The organism is Cerasicoccus frondis, from assembly GCA_031296915.1.
In the GTDB taxonomy this organism is placed as follows: Bacteria; Verrucomicrobiota; Verrucomicrobiia; order Opitutales; family Cerasicoccaceae; genus Cerasicoccus; species Cerasicoccus frondis.
In genome coordinates this window covers 176,832-194,877 of sequence record JAVDPC010000002.1, presented here as the reverse complement: position 1 = coordinate 194,877, position 18,046 = coordinate 176,832, and the positions used below count along the sequence as shown (strand labels likewise).

General features: G+C 57.3%; 15 protein-coding genes. 8 read left to right on the top strand and 7 right to left on the bottom strand.

Annotated features, from left to right (window positions below):
* The first annotated feature begins 101 nt into the window (after positions 1–101).
* Genes hisC through RBB63_RS02240 form a run of 4 tightly spaced genes read left to right on the top strand, consistent with a single transcriptional unit; the run spans position 102 to position 3,736 of the window.
* Positions 102–1,205, top strand: a complete 1,104-nt coding sequence (hisC, locus tag RBB63_RS02255) for a histidinol-phosphate transaminase (RefSeq protein WP_309380675.1) — start codon at positions 102–104, stop codon at positions 1,203–1,205.
* Positions 1,190–1,801, top strand: a complete 612-nt coding sequence (gene hisB / locus RBB63_RS02250) for an imidazoleglycerol-phosphate dehydratase HisB (protein ID WP_309380673.1) — start codon at positions 1,190–1,192, stop codon at positions 1,799–1,801. Before hisC ends, hisB begins: the two co-directional genes overlap by 16 nt.
* Complete coding sequence (gene hisH, locus RBB63_RS02245; protein ID WP_309380672.1) at positions 1,801–2,430, top strand: imidazole glycerol phosphate synthase subunit HisH; 630 nt, start codon at positions 1,801–1,803, stop codon at positions 2,428–2,430. The genes hisB and hisH overlap by 1 nt, the downstream gene beginning before the upstream one ends.
* A gap of 16 nt (positions 2,431–2,446) precedes the next feature.
* Positions 2,447–3,736, top strand: coding sequence for a citrate synthase (locus tag RBB63_RS02240; RefSeq protein WP_309380670.1), 1,290 nt, complete (start codon positions 2,447–2,449; stop codon positions 3,734–3,736).
* 260 nt (positions 3,737–3,996) lie between these two features.
* On the opposite strand, the gene RBB63_RS02235 is transcribed toward RBB63_RS02240, so the two are convergent.
* Positions 3,997–4,455: a RidA family protein gene (locus RBB63_RS02235; protein ID WP_309380668.1), complete on the bottom strand. Its 459-nt coding sequence runs from the start codon at positions 4,453–4,455 to the stop codon at positions 3,997–3,999.
* 59 nt (positions 4,456–4,514) lie between these two features.
* Positions 4,515–5,342, bottom strand: coding sequence for an AraC family transcriptional regulator (locus RBB63_RS02230; protein ID WP_309380666.1), 828 nt, complete (start codon positions 5,340–5,342; stop codon positions 4,515–4,517).
* Positions 5,343–5,407: 65 nt separating this feature from the next.
* Here RBB63_RS02230 and RBB63_RS02225 point away from each other — a divergent pair, with 65 nt between their 5' ends.
* Positions 5,408–6,376, top strand: a complete 969-nt coding sequence (locus RBB63_RS02225) for a phytanoyl-CoA dioxygenase family protein (protein ID WP_309380664.1) — start codon at positions 5,408–5,410, stop codon at positions 6,374–6,376.
* A 25-nt stretch (positions 6,377–6,401) separates the two neighbouring features.
* Here RBB63_RS02225 and RBB63_RS02220 read toward each other — a convergent pair whose 3' ends face one another.
* From RBB63_RS02220 to RBB63_RS02210, 3 genes are all read right to left on the bottom strand, one after another.
* Positions 6,402–8,402, bottom strand: coding sequence for a tetratricopeptide repeat protein (locus RBB63_RS02220; RefSeq protein WP_309380662.1), 2,001 nt, complete (start codon positions 8,400–8,402; stop codon positions 6,402–6,404).
* A gap of 125 nt (positions 8,403–8,527) precedes the next feature.
* Entirely contained in the window at positions 8,528–9,631 is a 1,104-nt protein-coding gene (gene leuB, locus RBB63_RS02215; protein WP_309380660.1) for a 3-isopropylmalate dehydrogenase, read from the bottom strand.
* Between the two features lie 453 nt (positions 9,632–10,084).
* Positions 10,085–11,503: a sugar porter family MFS transporter gene (locus RBB63_RS02210; protein WP_309380658.1), complete on the bottom strand. Its 1,419-nt coding sequence runs from the start codon at positions 11,501–11,503 to the stop codon at positions 10,085–10,087.
* Positions 11,504–11,705: 202 nt separating this feature from the next.
* Between RBB63_RS02210 and RBB63_RS02205 the strand changes: the two genes are divergently transcribed.
* The 3 genes from RBB63_RS02205 (at position 11,706) to RBB63_RS02195 (ending at position 14,126) form a co-directional block, all read left to right on the top strand.
* A complete protein-coding gene (locus RBB63_RS02205; protein WP_309380656.1) occupies positions 11,706–12,404 on the top strand; it encodes a prepilin-type N-terminal cleavage/methylation domain-containing protein in 699 nt (232 codons plus the stop codon).
* Positions 12,405–12,511: 107 nt separating this feature from the next.
* Positions 12,512–13,543 carry a choice-of-anchor M domain-containing protein gene (locus RBB63_RS02200; RefSeq protein ID WP_309380654.1) on the top strand — a complete coding sequence of 344 codons (1,032 nt, stop codon included), beginning with the start codon at positions 12,512–12,514 and terminating at the stop codon, positions 13,541–13,543.
* Between the two features lie 28 nt (positions 13,544–13,571).
* Positions 13,572–14,126 carry a MerC domain-containing protein gene (locus RBB63_RS02195; RefSeq protein ID WP_309380652.1) on the top strand — a complete coding sequence of 185 codons (555 nt, stop codon included), beginning with the start codon at positions 13,572–13,574 and terminating at the stop codon, positions 14,124–14,126.
* Here the strand turns inward: RBB63_RS02195 and RBB63_RS02190 are convergent.
* Together RBB63_RS02190 and RBB63_RS02185 are read right to left on the bottom strand one after the other, a co-directional pair.
* On the bottom strand, positions 14,123–15,409 hold the full coding sequence (locus RBB63_RS02190) for a CobW family GTP-binding protein (protein WP_309380650.1): 1,287 nt from the start codon (positions 15,407–15,409) through the stop codon (positions 14,123–14,125). The genes RBB63_RS02195 and RBB63_RS02190 overlap by 4 nt on opposite strands.
* Before the next feature lie 42 nt (positions 15,410–15,451).
* Positions 15,452–17,959 (bottom strand): fused MFS/spermidine synthase, encoded by a 2,508-nt coding sequence (locus tag RBB63_RS02185; protein ID WP_309380648.1) that lies wholly within the window; start codon positions 17,957–17,959, stop codon positions 15,452–15,454.
* Between the last annotated feature and the right edge of the window lie 87 nt (positions 17,960–18,046).

Genomic DNA, 18,046 nt, shown 5'->3' with positions numbered 1-18,046 from the left:
GCGGTGAAAGACCATCGCCCTGCAGCGGCCAGTTCCATCATTCCTCTCTCCCAATAATCTTGCCGCTGCACCACCAACCGGCTACGACACAGGGTTTTTCCATGAACTCCGACGTCTCCATCGAATCCCTGGCGCTGCCGCATGTGGCGGCGATGAGCGCGTACGTGCCCGGTATGCAGCCGACCGATTCCGGCTGGGTAAAACTCAACACGAACGAGAATCCCTTCCCGCCGAGCCCGAAAGTCATTGAGGGCATTCAGGCGGAGCTGGCCAACGCGGCCAAGGGTCTCCGGCTTTACCCGAACCCGACCAGCGCGCCGCTGCGCAAGGCGCTTGCTGCGCATCATGGCCTGACTGCTGAGCAGGTGCTCGCCGGTAACGGCTGCGATGACGTGCTCAACTTGCTGATGCGCGTCTTCGTGGACCAGACGAAGCCGGCCGGGATGACCGTGCCCAGCTATTCTTTATATACGGTGCTGCGTAACATCCAGGGCGCCGAAATGATCGAGGTCGAGTTCGACCGCAGCTTCGCGCTGCCGATGGACGCCATTGCGAACTCCGGCGCGAACATCTTTTTCCTGACTTCGCCGAATGCGCCCACGGGCGTCGCGTTCAAGCCGGCGCAGGTCAAGGCGCTGCTGGACAAGTTTCCCGGCATCCTCGTGGTCGATGAAACCTACGCGCCGTTTGCGGAGGAGGACTGTGTGTCCCTGCTCGCGGACAACCCGCGCCTGGTGATCGTCCGCAGCTTTTCCAAGGCATACGCGCTCGCCGGCATGCGGGTGGGCTACGCCATGGGCAGCACCGAGGTCATCGACTTGCTCGACCGCGTGCGAGACAGCTACAACCTCGACCGCCTGGCGCAGGCTGCGGCGGTGGCGGCGATTGGCGATCAGGAATATTACCAAGGCAAGATTGCCGAGATCAAGCAGCTCCGCGACGCGGCGACCGCCGATTACGCACAGCGCGGCTGGTATGCGTTTCCCACCGAGGCGAACTTCCACTTTGTGGAGCCGAAGAATGCGGCTGGCGAGACGGGCAAGGAGGTCGCGCAGGACCTTTTCCAGTTCCTCACGGACAACAAAATCCTCGTGCGCGCGTTTCCGAACCACGCCTTGACTCAATCATTCCTCCGTATCAGCGTGGGCAGCGCTGAAGAAATGAACCGCCTCGGCGAAATTTTGGACCAATGGCAGAAGAAGTAACCAACACCGCGCGCAGCGCTTCCATCAAGCGCGACACGAAGGAAACGCAGATCGAGCTCACCATCAACCTTGATGGCGTGGGCGAGTCGTCCATTGACACGGGCGTGCCGTTCTTCGACCACATGCTCGACCTCTTTGCGCGCCACGGCTTGTTCGACCTCCAGGTCAAGGCCACGGGCGACATCGAGATCGACTACCACCACACGGTGGAAGACGTGGGCATCGTGCTCGGCGAAGCGATCAAGCAGGCCGTCGGCGACAAGCGCGGCATGAAGCGCTACGGGTTCTTCATCCTGCCGATGGACGAGTGCCTCGCGCAGGTGGCGATCGACCTCAGCAACCGCCCGATCTTCCGCTACAAGGTGGAGGCGAGCAATGTGATGATCCGCGACTTCAACATCGCGCTGGTCAAGGAGTTCTTCCAGGCGTTCACGAACGCCGTGGGCGCCAACCTGCACATGAAGCTCGAATACGGCGAGGAGCCGCACCACATCGCCGAGTCGCTCTTTAAATGCTTTGCCCGCGCCATCGATGTCGCGACGCAGATTGATCCGCGCCTGGGCGACCGCTTGCCCAGCACGAAGGAAGCGTTGTAATGTCGGCACCGAAACTCGCGATTATCGACCCCGGCATGGGCAACCTGCGCAGCGTCATGCGCGCGTGGGAGCACGTGGGCGCGGACGTCTATTTAGCCGACTCTCCGGACAAGGTGGGGGACCCCGCTGGTCTCGTTTTCCCGGGGCAGGGGGGCATGCCGCACTGCATGGATGCGCTGCGCCAAACCGGCTTTGCGACAACTATTAGTGAATGGATTCGCGCCGATAAGCCCTACTTTGGCATCTGTTTGGGCATGCAGGCGCTCTTCGAATATAGCGAAGAAGGCGACTCCGAGGCGCTGGGCATTTTTTCCGGAAAGGTAAAAAAGTTTCAGTTGCCGCCGGAGTATAAAATTCCGCACATGGGCTGGAACGCCGTTGAATTCAAGGATCCGGCGGATCAATCGGTTGCAGGGCTCGCCAGCGGCGATCAATTTTATTTCGTGCACAGCTATCGCGTGGAAACCGACGACGCCGACCTGATCTGGGGCGAGACGGAGTATGGCGAGCGTTTCGTGAGCGCCGTGCGGCGCGGAAATTGCTTTGCTACACAGTTCCATCCGGAGAAAAGCCAATCCAAAGGCTTGCAAATATACCGCAACTTCGTGGAATCTGTTCGCTCCCGTTAGCACAGCTTATTTCATTATGGACGACACCGCCACTATTCGCATCGGAAACGAAAACTATACCCTACCCATTCTCGAAGGAACGGAGGGCGAGCGCGCGATTGATACCCGCAAGTTACGCGCCCAAACCGGTTACGTCACTTACGACGAAGGCTACGGCAACACCGGTTCTTGCCAAAGCAAGATTACCTTCATCGACGGTGAAAAGGGCATCCTGCGCTACCGCGGTTACCCGATTGAGGAGATCGCTGAAAACTCGAACTTCGTCGAGGCCGCCTACTTGACCGTTTACGGCGAGCTGCCGAAGGCCGAAGAGCTGCGCAACTACTCCCGCCGCATCCTGCGCGGAGCCTCGATCCACGAGGGCATGAAGAATCTCTTCAACGGATTTCCCACCAACGCGCACCCGATGGTCATCCTCTCCGCGCTGCTCAACACCCTGGGCAGCTACTACCCGGAGCTCGCGACCAACGATCGCGCCAAGGATCTGGAAAACTTTGATGACGCCGCCGCGACGCTGCTCTCCAAGGTGCGCACCGTCGCCGCCATGAGCTACCGCATGAAGCAGGGCCTGCCGTTTATCGCGCCCAAGCCCAAGCTGTCCTACTGCGCGAACTTCCTGCACATGATGTTCTCCGAGCCCTACAACGACTACGTCCTCCATGACGACGTCGTCAACGCGCTCGACTTGATCTTCCTCCTGCACGCCGATCACGAGCAAAACTGCTCCACCTCCACTGTTCGCATGGTGGCCTCCGGCGGCGCGAATCTCTTTGCCTCGGTTTCCGCTGGCGTCTGCGCCCTGTGGGGCCCGCTGCATGGCGGCGCGAACATGGCCGTGGTCAAGATGTTGCAAGACATCCACGACGCCGGCGACGACGGCTCGGACTTCATCGAAAAGGCCAAGACCGGCGAAACCCGTCTCATGGGCTTCGGTCACCGCGTTTACAAGAACTACGACCCGCGCGCGAAGATCCTCGGCGAAGCCGCCGAAAAGGTGCTTGCCGCGATGAACATCAACGACCCGCTGCTCGACATCGCCCGCCGCCTCGAAACCAAGGCCCGCGAGGATGACTACTTCGTCAGCCGCAACCTTTACCCGAATGTCGACTTCTACAGCGGCATCATTCTGCAAGCCATCGGCATCCCGCTGGACATGTTCACTGTTATCTTCGCCATCGGCCGCATGCCGGGCTGGATAGCCAACTGGAAGGAGCTCGCCGAGAGCGGCGCCCGCATCCACCGTCCGCGCCAGATCTACCAAGGCGCCACGCAGCGCAGCTACGTCAAGATGGATGACCGCAAATAGCGGAGCTATTTGCGGAGATTAAAGTGAGCAAATTAAAGATTAAAGCCCGGCGAGAGTCGGGCTTTTTTGTGTGTATTGATGCGGAGTGGTGGGACGAACGCTGGCGGAACGCGAACCTCTGTGTTCGCCTATATTCCATCTAGCTTTTATCCGTGAGTCATACACTCCACAGCATACTGCTCATGTGCAGCGCATCGAATGAGTGCGATCTAGATTGACAGTAAGCGAACACAGAGGTTCGCGTTCCGCCACTTCGGCACTCACTCCACCTCGACGATCATCTGGATCTCGACGGTCGTGTCCTTCGGCAGGCCGCTGACGGCGACGGCGGCGCGGGCGTGCTTGCCCTTGTCGCCAAGGGCGGCGACGAGGAGGTCGGACGCGCCGTTGATGACGGCCGGGCTGTCGGTGAAGCCTTCGTCGGCGTTGACGAAGCCGTTGACCATGACCACTTGCTTGATCTTGTCCAGGCTGCCGACGGCGGACTTCACCACGGCCAACGAATTGAGTGCACAGACTGCGGCGGCGTCCTGGCCGTACTTCAGGTCGCGCAGTTTGCCGACCTTGCCGGTGTGAGTCATCTCGCTCTTCTGCATGCAGATGGCGCCGGAGACGTGCAGCACATTGCCCACGCGGGTGAAGGGCACGTAGCTGCCGGCGGGGGCCGGCGCGGCCGGTAGTTCATGACCAAGTTCCTGGAGGCGAGCTTCGATTGACATGGGGCTATGCAATGGAAAAAGGAAAAAGATTAAAGGAAAAAGGGTGTGTCGTGCTTAGCTCATCGAACATTTGAAGCTTTAGGCGTTTCTTGCTCCTCACCGTTCCAGGCTTGCTCCCGATATTTTGTTGGTGGGACGCCATAACGCTGTTTGAATAAGCGAGAGAAATGATACGGTGACGGGAAACCGCAGCGGTCGGCGACTTCCTGAATTTGCAGGCCGGTGTTGCGAAGAAGTTTGGCGCTGGCTTCAACGCGGATTTTCCACAACCGTCGTGCGGGAGTGACGCCCAGGTGCTGGCGGTAAAGACGGATCAAGTGAGCCTTGCTGACGCCTGCACGCTGAGCGACTTTGTCCAGCGTTAGCGGGCCGGTGTAGTGTTGGGTTAAAATGCGCTCGGCGCGGATGATGGCAGGCGGCAAATGTGCGTTATGTGCCTCGTGGATGCCCGAGGCGAGCAACGCCTCCTCGGCAATGGCGCGACCGAGCGCGTGTCGCAGGTCGCCTTCGCTGTCGGCAGATTGACGGGGTGCGTCGTTGGCAATCGCCGCCAGTGCGCGCATGCGCTCGGTGAAAGCAAAGGCGCGGAGCTGGTTGGCAGGGTCTTTGGCCCAGTCGGGCGTTTCGAGGACATCGAGCAAGTCTACCCAGCCGTGGCGCACACGCTCATCGGGGTCAAAGAGCAGTCGATACGTCACGCCGGGGATCATGAAAAACGCCTCGCCGCCTTGGAATTCCCGTATGGCGCTCCCCGCGTGTACCCGGATTCTCCCGTTGTAGAAATACACCAACTGTAGGTGTGGCTGCTTGCGCGGTCCGAATTCGCCGCGTTTGCCATAGACAAAGTCTCCGACGTAATTGGGGGTGATTTCGGAGAATATGCGCATTGTAGACAAGATTATGTGCAGGGCAGCCATGGATTTCGAGCCTCAATCTGGCTATGCTTATGGCCATGATCACGACATCTACTTCCCCCGGTTATTTCTCGGTCGCTGAGCTCGGCGACGCCTCGACTCAATATTACCGCGAAAACGGCTTCATCGTCGTCACTGATTGCTTCAGCGCAGACGAGATTCAGGAGTTGCGCGACGACGCGGTGGCGATCTGTCGCGGTGACTGCGGCGCGCTCAACCCGGCGGGCAATCACATGGCGGAGCAGCAGCCTGCAGAGACGCCCGACTTCACTGGGATGACCGACGAGGAGATCATTTCGCAGTTCCTGTGCATCCATTTTCCGCACAAGGCCTCGCTGATCATGCATCGTGCGCTGGCGCAGCCCAATGCGGTGCGCGTGTTGACGTCGATCATCGGCCCCAATGTGAAATGCATGCAGTCGATGTTGTTCATCAAGGCCAGGGGCAAGCCCGGCCAAGCCTGGCATCAGGACGAGTATTTCATCCCCACGCGCGACCGCTCGCTGTGCGGCGGCTGGATTGCGATGGACGACGCCACGGTCGACAACGGTTGCCTGTGGGTGATCCCCGGCTCGCATCGCCGCGGCATCCTCTGGCCGATGTATCCCCACAACAAGGCGGGATACGACTGTGCGCACGAAGCCTATGATTTCCCTTACACTGACGCCAACGCCGTCCCGGTCGAGGTTCCGGCGGGCGCGGTTGTATTCTTCAACGGCTACTTGCTCCACAAGAGTTTGCCCAACCGCAAAACGTCGGGTTTTCGGCGTTCTTTAGTCAACCACTACATGAGCGCGGAAAGCCTGTTGCCATGGTATCGCATCGGCGAGTCGCCAGACCCCGTTGGCCACGCCGACAAGCGCGACATCGTGCTGGTTGCGGGCAAAGATCCTTATGCCTACAAGGGCACGGAAGACTTGGCCAAACCGATGGTTCGCTCCGCCGGCCAAGGCGGCTGCGGCGATGGCCGGATGGATGGCCCGCCGCGTCGCGCGGCGGGCCATTAAAGATTAAAGGAAAAAGATTAAAGTTTCAGCGGGATGGAGTAGGGCGCCTTTGGTTCATGAGGAAGGCTTCGTAGTCGGTGAAGAATGTCTCTTCATCCTGAGATTGCTGAACGAAAATTGAGTTCAAATCGGGCACGGGAACGAAGTATATCAGTAACTGAGGTTCGGCCAATTCGAGGTAGCGCCTGTTTTCCGAGGCCAGCCGGCGACTCTCCTCCTCGACGCCTTCATTTTCGTCGCGGCCATGCCAAAGGTTCGCCAGCTGCAGCGACTTATGAGTGAGAAGTCGGCTGTGCAACTCGGAAGTCAGGTTTGTTTTGGCCTTTTGCATGGACTGAGCCCAGGTTTGCAGAAATTGAATGAGCGCTTTTACCCTCGGCTTATCCCGTCGCGCCACGGCGATACGCGCGCTGAGCATGATCTGTTTTTGCAGTTGTCGCATTTGCAGATAATTGCTCGTGCGCAGCAGAAAGTGATTCGTATCGCCGGCCAAGGGGTGATGCATCTCCTGCCAAGCTTTTTGGATGCACTGAGCTAGTTTTTCGCGGATATCCAAGTAGTACGAAGCATGCTGAAATTGGGGAACCAATTGCCATTGATCAGGATTGAGCGGCGGGTTTTCGTATTCGCGGTAGTCGATGGCATCCTCCCAAAGCACCTCGGGTAGCAGTGTGTCGTCCCAACCGCGCCACGCCATTTCAAGCACGATCAGCGCGCGATTTTGTGGATCGAGTTCACGGCAGCGGTCAATGAGTGGTAGGATCGTCGCTGCATCGTGGACGCCGATTTGGCTGTAGGCGAGCAGGGCTTGCTGGATGGCGCTGTCGCTGGGAAAGCGTTGGGCGAGCGCCTGAATGCGCGCGAGTTTCCCATCCAGCGGCGTCATCAGTGTGTAGCCGAGCGCAAGCTCGGGGTCCTTGGTGGCGGCGGCTTTGGTTAACAACTCATGGGTGGGGAGGTGGTAAATGCCAGGCTCAAAAAGAGAACGCTCGCCTTGTAGTCGCGAGATGAAGGGATCGCCATTGCCTGTTAAGCCAAAGGTGGGGGGAGTTGGCGTAAGCAGAAACTGGCTCCACACGGCATTTTGCAGGGATTCCTCTGGCTGGGCAATTCGGCGCTTGGTCAGCGTGTGCAGGAAGTGGGCGGATGCGCTCGTCGGCTCAAGAGCAGAGGCCAAGTATAGCATCAGTTGCGCCTCATGGTAATCATGCAATTGGAAGAGAATGCAGCCGCGCAGGTAGGCAGCGTACGCATTGTTGGGGTCTTCTTCCAAAATCTTCATGTAGGCCTTCTCGGCAGCAGCCAGCTCGCCGTAATAGAATAAGCGGTGGGCCTGCTCCAACTCGCTGGAGCTCACTGCATTCAGTGCGGCTTGCCGATTTGCTTCGGTTCCTTGCAAGATTGGTCCAACCGTGTTCTGGAAGATTTCATTTACGCCAGTTACCTTGTCAACTGGCAGGCTCTTCAGGGCATCGAAAATGGCTTTTGTTTCTATCGACTGCGAGCGGGCGCGCAGTGTGACGGGGTCGCCGAAGACTTCCCAATTAAACCCCTCTGGATACGCCTCGAGCCAGCCCTTCCAGGCGTCTGCGGTGGAATAAGTTTCGCCAGTGAGTAGCGTCAGCAAGGTGTTTACAAGGGTTGGGTCGAAGGTGTCCGGCTTCTCAAGTAGGTAGAGCGCGCCTACATTGTCGTGGGCGAGCAAGCCAGCGACTTGACCAAGCTTCAACTCCGCTTCGCGTTCGTTGAGGGTGTCCATGAATTTGATGGCTATGTCGCTTTCCTGAGTGGCGAGGTGTGCGGCAAAAGCAACGTTCGCCAGCTCGAGATCGTTGCCCATCCACAGCTTGCGCAAGGCGTCTTCATCTTCTGCTGAGGCGTCGATCGCGCGGCTCAGTTGGTCGATCTGTTCAGCACTCAGGTTGCTCTGCTGGCGCAGCAAGGCAATCCAGTCGACATCTTTTTGGTCCGCGAGCAACCATTGGCCGACGAAGAGTATGGCCCAAAATGCAGCCTTCCGTATCATAATTTAATGAACCCAATTTGGCGCTTACTTGGCAAACAAAAAAAGGGCCCCGTTTCCGGGGCCCCACATTCAGTCAGTGTAGAAACTTTAATCTTTAAACTTTAATCTCCGCGCCATCGGCGCGGCTACAAACGCTCGATGATGGCGGCGCCCATTTCCTTGGCGCCGATTGGTGTCTTACCGAAGGCGATGTCGCCAGTGCGGACGCCGTCTTGGACGGCTTTTTTAACGGCGGCGCCGATGCGGTCGGCGATGGCGTCGTAGCCGAAGCTGTAGCGGAGCATCATCGCGGCGGAGAGGATCTGGGCGCACGGATTAGCGATGCCCTTACCGGCGATGTCCGGCGCGGTCCCACCAGCTGGCTCGTAGAGGCCGAAGGGCTTGCCGAAACGGTTTTGGCCAACGCCGAGGCTGGCGCTGCTCATCATGCCGAGGCTACCGCAGATGACGCCCATTTCGTCCGAAAGGATGTCGCCGAACATGTTCTCGGTGAAGAGGACGTCGAACTGGTTCGGGTCGCGGGCGAGCTGCATGGCGGCATTGTCCACATACATGTGGCTCAGCTCGAGCTCGGGGTGGTTCTTCTTAAAGTATTCGGTGACGGTCTGACGCCAGAGGACGGAGGTTTCGAGCACGTTGGCCTTGTCGACCGAGCAGACCTTTTTACCGCGGCCATAGGCGGCGACGGCGGCTACCTCGGCAATGCGCTCGATCTCACTGGTCTTGTAGATCATGGTGTCGAGGGCTTCCTTTTGGCCGTCCTCGAGGGTGCGCGTGGCCTTGGGCTGGCCGAAGTAAATGCCTCCAGTCAGCTCGCGAATGCAAACGATGTCGATGCCGTCGGGGATGCGCTCGGTCTTGAGTGGGGAGGCGTCCACCAGCTCAGGGAAGAGCAAGCCGGGGCGGATGTTCGCGAAGAGGCTGAACTCCTTGCGCAGCGGCAAGAGGGCGGCGCGCTCCGGCTGTTCCTTGGGGGGGAGGGATTCCCACTTCGGCCCGCCGACGGAGCCAAACAGAATGGCGTCGGCCTTGCGGCAGACTTCGAGAGTCGACTCGGGCAGGGCTTGGCCGTGGTTGTCGATTGCGATGCCGCCAACGTCGGCGGTCGCGAAATCGAGGTCCAGCCCCTCGGGTTTGGTGGCGGCGGAGAGGACCTCCAACGCAACTTCCATGACTTCGGGCCCGATGCCATCGCCGGGCAAGACTGCAAATTTCAGGGTTTCGCTCATAAGGAAACCTTTCAGGAAGCGGCAAGGATGTAAAAAGGCAATGCCTTTTTGGACGTGTTGAGGTAGGGGAGTGCTGAAGCGGTAAAGATTAAAGCATTTTTCCGTCAACTCGCTGGATAAAACAAGCCCCGTAGGGACACCGGACTCCACCTGTTGAAATAGCTTTTTTGCATTTTCGAACACACTTTAGGTAGTGTTTTCAAATTAAAGCTTTTGATGGCGGCATGGATTTTTTCCAATCAGCTAGGCATCTGAGGTTGAATAGGCTGGAAGCCTTTCGACCGAAAGATAACGAAGCTGATGGGAAAAAGCCATCCGGGGCCTGAACGGTCAAAATGAAAGGTCGCAGCGTTAGCTTTTCACTCACGCACTTGCAGTGCGCTTCGTTCAAGCCGCCTTGCGCTGCATTCATTTTTACTCGTTCCATCAACAGTTTTAATTTGAAAACACTACCTAGCCATTCTCCATTTCCTCAAGCGTCAGGCCCTTCGTTTCCTTGACGATTGCTTTGACCACGAGGAACGACACCAACGCAAACGCCGCATAGAGGCCATAGGCGCCACCGAGGCCAATGCCCGCCAGCAGCACTGGAAACGTCATCGTGACGACGAAATTCGCCATCCACTGGCTGAGGCCGGCCACCGCCAGCGCGGCGCCCCGGATGCGGTTGGGAAACATCTCACCCAGCATGACCCACATGACTGGGCCCCAGGAGATGCCGAAGCTGATGATGTAGAGGTTTGCGCAAACGAGCGCAGGAATGCCCATCGGGCCGAGTTCGGGGTCTCCGTTCGCGTCGAGTGGCGCTGTGCCAAAAATCACCGCCAATGCGCTGAGAAAAACGACCATGCCGGCAGATCCGGTTAATAACAGTGGCTTGCGCCCCCAACGATCGATCAGGAAGATCGCGACTACAGTTGAGGCGACATTGATGACGCCGCTGATGACGTTGTATTTTAGCGCGTCCACCTCGGAGAATCCAGCGGCCTTCCAGAGCACGGCTCCATAGTAAAAGATGATGTTGATGCCGACCAATTGCTGTAGGGCGGCGATTGCCAAACCAGTCCAGACGATGGGGTGAAGTTTACGGCTTTGCTCGTTGATGAGGTCGCTCAGGCGAGGCTTGCGCTCGCGGTTGACGGTTTTGCGGATATCGGCGACTTTTTGGCCGGTATTTTTATCCGGCGCAATGCGGTGCATGATGTCCTTTGCCTGCTTTTCCTTACCTTGCGCAATGAGGAAACGTGGCGATTCCGGGATCAGGAATAGGCCCAGGAAAAACAGCCCGATTGGGATGAGCTCCACCCAGAACATCCAGCGCCAGGCATCGTAGCCAAACCAGAATTCATTACTGGCTCCGCCAGCGGCATGGGCGATTAACCAGTTCGCTAAAAATGCGATGAAGAGGCCCAGTACGATCGCCATTTGTTGTAGGCTTGCGAGGCGCCCGCGGTAGGCGGCGGGCGCCACCTCGCTAATGTAAGCTGGGGCGATGATGCTCGCTGCGCCCACGGCGAAGCCGCCAATTAGACGAAAGAGAATGAACGCCAGCGAGTCGTTGGCGATGCCGGAGCCGAATGCGCTGACGGCATACATCACCGCAGCAGCAAACAGCGTCGAGCGGCGGCCAAATTTATCCGCGAGACTTCCCGCTAGAAATGCTCCAACGGCGCAGCCGAGCAGTATGGACGCCACATTGAAGCCACTGCCGAGGTTGCTGGCGTTGAACGCTTTCTGCAGGGCGTCAATGGCGCCGTTGATACAACCGCTGTCGTATCCGAAAAGGAAGCCGCCGAGTGCAGCTACACTTGAAATGAGTATGATGAAGCCGAAATTTACCCGAGCTTCAACAGGGGAGGATTCTCGGAGCATAAGCAATGGGGGGAGGGTATGCACAACCTTGTAACGAATCTTACCGCTCCTGTCAAGTTGCTGTGACCGGGGTTCCCAAATAATGCTGAGTCTACTCTTCTGGTTTCTTGCCGCGCGGAAGAAGAAATGGCCAGCAGGCGGCGTCGCTAAATTTTATTGCAAACTATTTGCAATTGAAAATCTATCCGTCATGTTGGGTGGGATGAACAGACACCAAAGCAATCGTCGAGCCTTCACCCTGGTAGAATTACTGGCGGTGATTGCTGTCTTGGCGATTCTGGGCACATTGCTCTTGCCTGCGATTAGCAGCGTCAAGGGAAACGCGAATCAGGCGACGTGCGCTAGCAACATGCGGCAAATCGGGCTGGCGTTGCAACTGCACGTCAATGACCATGGCGTCTACCCAGAAACGACTCACACGACGACATTAAGCCAGTCGTGGATCTACACGATTGCCGACTATTTGGAGGATCTCGATGAAGTCAGGATTTGCCCTGCGGAGCCTAGCGCGCTACAGGACGAGCGGTTGGCGGAGGGTGGAACCAGCTACGTTCTCAACAGCTATGTTTTTGTGCAGGAGCGAGATCCGTTTGGCAATGCCAGGGGCAAAGCATACAATCGCCCCTCTCTCTTACCGAATCCCTCGAAGACGATTTTGGCGTTTAATGTCTCCGAACTCATGTCAGGCGGCGTCACTAGTGATCACACGCACTCAAGCTCCTGGACCGGTTGGAACGCCCTGTTGCGGGACATTCAGCCCAATCGGCACGGCGGCAGTGAGAATGACTCGGCTTCGGGGGCAGCAAACTACCTCTATGCGGATGGGCATGTGGAAAGCATTCCTGCAATCGAGGTGAAGCAGAAAATAACTAAGGGCGAGAACATCGCTGCAATTCAGTAATGGTTATGTTGGGTCGAGTCATCGTTTTATCGCTTGCTAGCGCATGCCTGGCACATGGGCAGGGGTCGATTTTAGTGGAAACTCATGCGGACGTTCGATTTGAGTACGTGCCAGCAACCGCCAGTTGGACGACGGAGATCATCTATGGATCGGATTATAACGACCCGCAGAGCAGTGCGCCGTTTGATGGGGTTGTGTTTCCCCTGCGTGATGCGCCATCTGCCTCCGGTGGCGCGCGATTCACCGTGCCGGCGAGTGGATTTGAATTCCTGGGCGTCGCAGCTGGCGCTTCATTCTGGTTGGCGCCTGAGTTTGACTATGGCTACGCGTGGCCGGGCTTTAACACTGATCAGCCCACTGGCAGCATCGCAAGTTATACCACAAGTGATCCGCGGAAAAGCTCCGAGGGCTCTCAGGCTTGGATCAAAATAAATTTAGTCGAGGTCGTCTACTTCGGAGAAGGAGCGAACCCGCAGGTGTCCCTTTGGCAAACTACCGGACCAGGCGAAGCTGTGGTCTGGGCGGCTACTTCGGATGGGCTGGATTCATCAGACGCCTTTTACCAACTGGCTCAGGGGCACAGCCACCTGAACTGGGGCTTTACCGAGAAGGGGGTTTATCGATTGGGCATGCAAGCCAGCGCCTACACGGGCGAGGACATGACCGATCCTACGCAGAGCGGAGTGGATGGGGTTTTCTTTGCGGTGGGGAGTTACGCCATCTGGAAAGCCGAATATTTTTCGGGAGATGATTTAGTCAACGAAGCAGTGACCGGCGCGGCGGCAGACCCGGATGCTGATGGCGTCCCGCTGATGCTGGAGTATGCCTTTAACCTGTTGCCGGACGCGCCGGATGTTAGCTATGTGGAATCGGAAACCGGCGTAAGCGGGCTGCCATCGATGAGCTTGAACAATGACAACCAATTGCAAATCGAATACGTCAGGCGCAAGGAGTCGACATCGCCCGATATTAGCTATGAAGCGCAATTTGGCTCTGGCCTGGACGCTGAAGATTGGGAGGCGGCAACGGAGGAAGTCGCCACTTCAATCGATGCCGAATGGGAACGCGTTGTGGTGACGGACTCGGTGACGGAAGCAAGCCGTCGGTTTGGCCGGGTGATGGTGACCTTGGAGCCTTAAGCGAAGCACATTGGAAGGGTAGTCAGTAATGAGTTTATCATGCGCTCCAACCAAGAGCTCGATCTTGGACCATTTGGCAATTTCCATGGCCGTCATCTGCGCCATTCATTGCCTGGTGACGCCAGTGTTGCTTGTCGCTTTGCCAATTTTAGCGACCACGTTTTGGGTCGATGAGCATTTCCATATTTGGATGCTTTTGCTGGTTATTCCCACGACCAGCTTGGCAATGTTTTCTGGCTGCCGCAAGCATCGGGATCGCTTGGTCGTTGTCTTGGCGCTGCTCGGTGTGGGCTTGCTCATTGCTGCATTGCTTGGCGAGCGGGCGCTGCACGCTGAGCAGTTGGCAACGCAATCAACGCTGACCGCTTCCGGGCTTGCCGCTGGTTCGGAAACAAGCAGCGAGGCGGCTGGTTGTTGCGTTGCGGGCCACTGCGCGCTAACCAGTAGCGATGCCAATGAACCATCAACCGATGACTCAGGTATTCCCTGGCCGCCGTTGTTGAATACGCTTGGTGGGGTGTTGCTTGTCGCCGGGCATACGCGTAACTTCTTGCTCTGCCGCAAGTCGAAGTGCACGCATTAGCGTGGTATATCGTCCAGTTTGACCAGGCAATCGTCCAATTGCTTGGTGATGCGCGTCTGGTCGAGATCAATGCCAATGAATACCAACTCTTGGCGGCGGTCACCCAGGTCGGGCAGCCAGGAGTCGCGAACCAGCTCAGGCATGTCATCCAGCGATGCCTCACCGCGTTGAACTTTTACCTGCCACCACTCAGATAAGTAATCCGCGCGCAGCATGGCGCCGGCGATTGACAACAGCCCAACTTTGTCAGGTTGGCTATCAGACCAAAAAAAGCCTTTGGCGCGGACGACGCCTGGTAGCCCATCGCGCAGGACGCGGAGAAACAATTGCTCCGAAATGGGTTGCCTGGCATTGTATATGAAGCTTTCGAGGCCATAGTCTTTGTGGTGGTGATGGTGGCCGTGATTGTCGTGCTCATGGTGGTGGCCATCGCACTCATCGTGTTCGTGATGATGCTCGCCATGCTCTGACTTTGCATCACAAAGTCTGCCATCGCGGTTGGACAAGATTGCCTGCTGCCAACCCGATGCGATCAGGGTGGTCTGCTCGCCGTAGCGACTGTCTTGCATGAGTTGGGCAACGTCGATCTGGCCAAAGGCGCATTGCCAAATCTCCGCATGTTTATTTAAAGAGCGCAGGTATTGCTTGAAGCGCTCGCGGTCATTCTCTGGCAATGCATCCGACTTGTTGATCAGCAAGATGTCGGCGCACTCGATTTGCTCCATGAGCAGCTCTTGTAACGGCCGTCGCGGGTCCGCCGCCAGCAGGTGGCGTCGCCGTTGCTCGCCGGTGTTTTCGGGCGACTCAAAGTAGTTGGCCAGGTTGCCGCCGTCGAGAACGGTTATCATGTTGGCGAGACGAAGGAAATCCATGCCGCTGCGTCCCGCCGGATTCATGGAGTAAATGGTCTCAAGAATAGATTTTGGTTCAGCGACGCCGGTTGCTTCGATCAGGATATGGCTTGGTTGATACCGATGCCAAAGCTCGAGCAACGCATCCAGCAAATCGGTTTGGATGGAGCAGCAAATGCAGCCGCCCTGTAGCTCAAGCATGCCAGCGATGGGACCATCGAGTTCCTTGAGTTGATTGCGGATTAACGACGCGTCGATGTTCACTTCGCCAATGTCGTTCACAATGACTGCGAGCTTCTGAGTGCTGGAGTGCGCAAGGATGTGATTGAGCAGCGTCGTTTTTCCAGCGCCGAGAAAACCGCTCAATATCGTTACCGGCGTGCGATCAGATGAGGATGGCGGATTTTCAGGATTCCAGAATAGAAAGCTCATAGTGCAAAGATGAGTTGGGACATTGGTTCGCTTTGGGGAAATCTACTTTGTGGGCTGGGTCAAGTTGGTTTTTGGCGGCCGTGGCGCCAAAGAGCCTGGCCAACGATTCCAATCCGCTTGTTGATCGAATCGCAGCTCCCGGGGCATGTGTTGGTTCAGGTAGGCAACGATCTGAGGCAGTGACGCATGTTTGGTTGCATTGGCGGCCTCCAATGCCTGTAAAGCTTCGGCAAGTTCGGCGGCGTTGGGCAACGTATCGCTGGCCTGTCGCTTTTCATGACAGAATTTAAACCAGCGGTTCATGTAGAAATATTGTTGGCCAGGGTCGCCGCACACCCGTTGACGTGCGGCGCTGAATTCTAGCGCCAAATCATTCAAGTTACAGATCGGCGCAGAGTCATTGGCCTGACATGGGCCAAGATACAGCATGTCCAGTCCGATGCTGTGGCGTAAAACTGGGTCGAAAATTTCTCCTTTGGCCGCGAGCTCCTGGCTGCGCTGCCGGGCGATTTTCCTCCAATTTCGAGCGTTGTCAGGATTTTTCCAACCGACCAATGCCAGCATTGGCGTATCCCCACGGAAATGGTTGATGAATAAGATGCTGTCCGGAAAGATGGATCGAAAAGTCGCGGCAATGCTTGAGTATTGATCCGGCGTTAGCTGATACATCGCCAGCCATTGGCAAAATAAGCCATCGGGCTTGAGTGACCGCTTCACGGCTTCGAAATGCTCTTGGCTGTAGAGGCGCGTTTCTCCCGGAGCCCACGGTAGGAATAGGTCGCCGGCGACGACATCGAACTCGTTCTCACAAGCCGCGATATAGGTGCGGCCGTCTTCAACGACCACTTTGAAGCGCTCACTGTGCGTGATGCCGTAATTGTAGTCACTAAAGTAGCGATCGGCAGCTCGGACTACGAGTGGCGATAGTTCGATGGAGGTTATTTCTTGGATATCGCTCAATGGCGCCGCCGCCCCAGGCGTAATGCCGGTTGCCAAGCCTATGAAGGCGATGCTCTCTGGATTGGGGTGGAGGATTAGCGGCAGCAAGGCTTGCCTTTCCTGATCGTAGCGAACGGAAGTGCCACCCAACGTATACTGATTCGAGACCAGTATTGAGCGCTCACCTTGCTTGTCTTCGATGACGGCCACGTGTCCTTCGGGGCCGGCTTTTTCGTCGATGACTGTGATTGGAAGGTGTGGGTTGATGGTTGGCAGACGGGCGACCCAATTGGCGCCAATGAGCAGCAGCGCCAGTAGCGCCGTAGAAGAAATCGCAATGCGAATGGGAAGTGATCGCTGCGGCGTTGCCAGTATGCTCAACGCCAGTAGTGCGGCGATAAAAATAAAGGCTTGGTAAACGCCGAATGTCGGCAATATCCAGTGGAGCGCCAGTTCCGCGCCAAGGAAGCCGCCAATGCCGTTGATCGCCAGCAGTATGCCGAGCCTGAAGGCTGGCGCAGTATGCTTGCTTTGATCGGTCCAGGCCAGCGCCGACGGAAAGATGAACCCAATGGCAATCCATGCTGGCCCAAGGGTGAGCAGTGATAGCACGATCAACCTGATGATGTAGGCGGAAAGGCTGGCAGTCGGTTCGGAAAACCCTCCACTTCGCGCAACCCCCATAAAGAGGAGCGGCGCACAGGCGACCAATAGCGCGGCTATCGGCAGGGATATGCTCAGTATGCCCGGGGCATTGCATTTTGGCGTTCTCAGCATCCATGATAGGGCCAGGGGTGGAAGGGATAGCGCAAGGATCACGGCAAACAAAATGGCGCCGGGGGTATGCAGTGTCGATGGCGTCACCAAGATTAACATTTGGACGCCCAGTACTTCGAGTGCCAAGGTTGCGGCGCCAGAGATGAAGGCCAACGTTGCCGCTCGCATAGGAATCTCGACAACCTTCCTAGCGGGGGTGTTGGGCGCGTGCTCACTTTTCTTTGACTTTGATGCGAGCCACAGGCAGGTCGATCCAATGACTGCATTCAGAACGGCGGCAGTGAGCATGGCGCGGAAGCTCCCCCACCGCTCAAGCATATAGAGCAAGGTAAGCAGTATGCCGAGCGCGCCGCCTACGGTGTTGAGACCGTATAGCCAGAGCCCTTCCTGGCCCAGCTTTTGCGAGCCTCTGTCGGCCATGGCGGCTTGCACGATCATGGGAAAAGAATAGCCCATGCAAAAGGCCGGAGGGAATATGGCGACGAAAGCGATCAGCAGTTTCACGCAGGCGCCCGGCAGGGTCGTCAAGCTGTCTGGGCCCATTGCTGGCCAGATCCAGTCAGTCCAGGCTGGGAGGAAAATAACCGGTAACGAAAGCAGACCAATCCCGATTTCGGCAAGTCCCGCCGACTGCCAGAAGGAGCGGGCTCGCTGAGCCTTCCAGGCGGCAAAAGCACTACCCAGGGCAAGCCCCAGGAAGAAGCAGGCAAAGACTCGGGTCGACGATTCATTGCTGGCGCCGAGCAGGTCAATCAAGCGCCGCGTCCATAGTGTCTGATGGGTCAGCGCAAGTGCGCCACTGAGGATTACCAGCAGCCAGGGGATGATGCGCATGCCTAGTTGTATATCTGGTTTTGAAAACAAATCAGGGCGACCCGTATGATCGGCGTCGCCCTGACAAAGTGAAAAGTTCCGGCTTTA

Excerpts from the sequence above, each read along its gene's own strand:
- RBB63_RS02230 (WP_309380666.1), bottom strand. The coding sequence starts at position 5,342 with ATGCGCATATTCTCCGAAATCACCCCCAATTACGTCGGAGACTTTGTC.
- RBB63_RS02195 (WP_309380652.1), top strand. The coding sequence starts at position 13,572 with ATGAGTTTATCATGCGCTCCAACCAAGAGCTCGATCTTGGACCATTTG.
- RBB63_RS02220 (WP_309380662.1), bottom strand. The coding sequence starts at position 8,402 with ATGATACGGAAGGCTGCATTTTGGGCCATACTCTTCGTCGGCCAATGG.
- RBB63_RS02235 (WP_309380668.1), bottom strand. The coding sequence starts at position 4,455 with ATGTCAATCGAAGCTCGCCTCCAGGAACTTGGTCATGAACTACCGGCC.
- hisC (WP_309380675.1), top strand. The coding sequence starts at position 102 with ATGAACTCCGACGTCTCCATCGAATCCCTGGCGCTGCCGCATGTGGCG.
- RBB63_RS02205 (WP_309380656.1), top strand. The coding sequence starts at position 11,706 with ATGAACAGACACCAAAGCAATCGTCGAGCCTTCACCCTGGTAGAATTA.
- RBB63_RS02190 (WP_309380650.1), bottom strand. The coding sequence starts at position 15,409 with ATGAGCTTTCTATTCTGGAATCCTGAAAATCCGCCATCCTCATCTGAT.
- RBB63_RS02240 (WP_309380670.1), top strand. The coding sequence starts at position 2,447 with ATGGACGACACCGCCACTATTCGCATCGGAAACGAAAACTATACCCTA.
- leuB (WP_309380660.1), bottom strand. The coding sequence starts at position 9,631 with ATGAGCGAAACCCTGAAATTTGCAGTCTTGCCCGGCGATGGCATCGGG.
- RBB63_RS02210 (WP_309380658.1), bottom strand. The coding sequence starts at position 11,503 with ATGCTCCGAGAATCCTCCCCTGTTGAAGCTCGGGTAAATTTCGGCTTC.
- RBB63_RS02185 (WP_309380648.1), bottom strand. The coding sequence starts at position 17,959 with ATGCGCATCATCCCCTGGCTGCTGGTAATCCTCAGTGGCGCACTTGCG.
- RBB63_RS02225 (WP_309380664.1), top strand. The coding sequence starts at position 5,408 with ATGATCACGACATCTACTTCCCCCGGTTATTTCTCGGTCGCTGAGCTC.
- hisH (WP_309380672.1), top strand. The coding sequence starts at position 1,801 with ATGTCGGCACCGAAACTCGCGATTATCGACCCCGGCATGGGCAACCTG.
- hisB (WP_309380673.1), top strand. The coding sequence starts at position 1,190 with ATGGCAGAAGAAGTAACCAACACCGCGCGCAGCGCTTCCATCAAGCGC.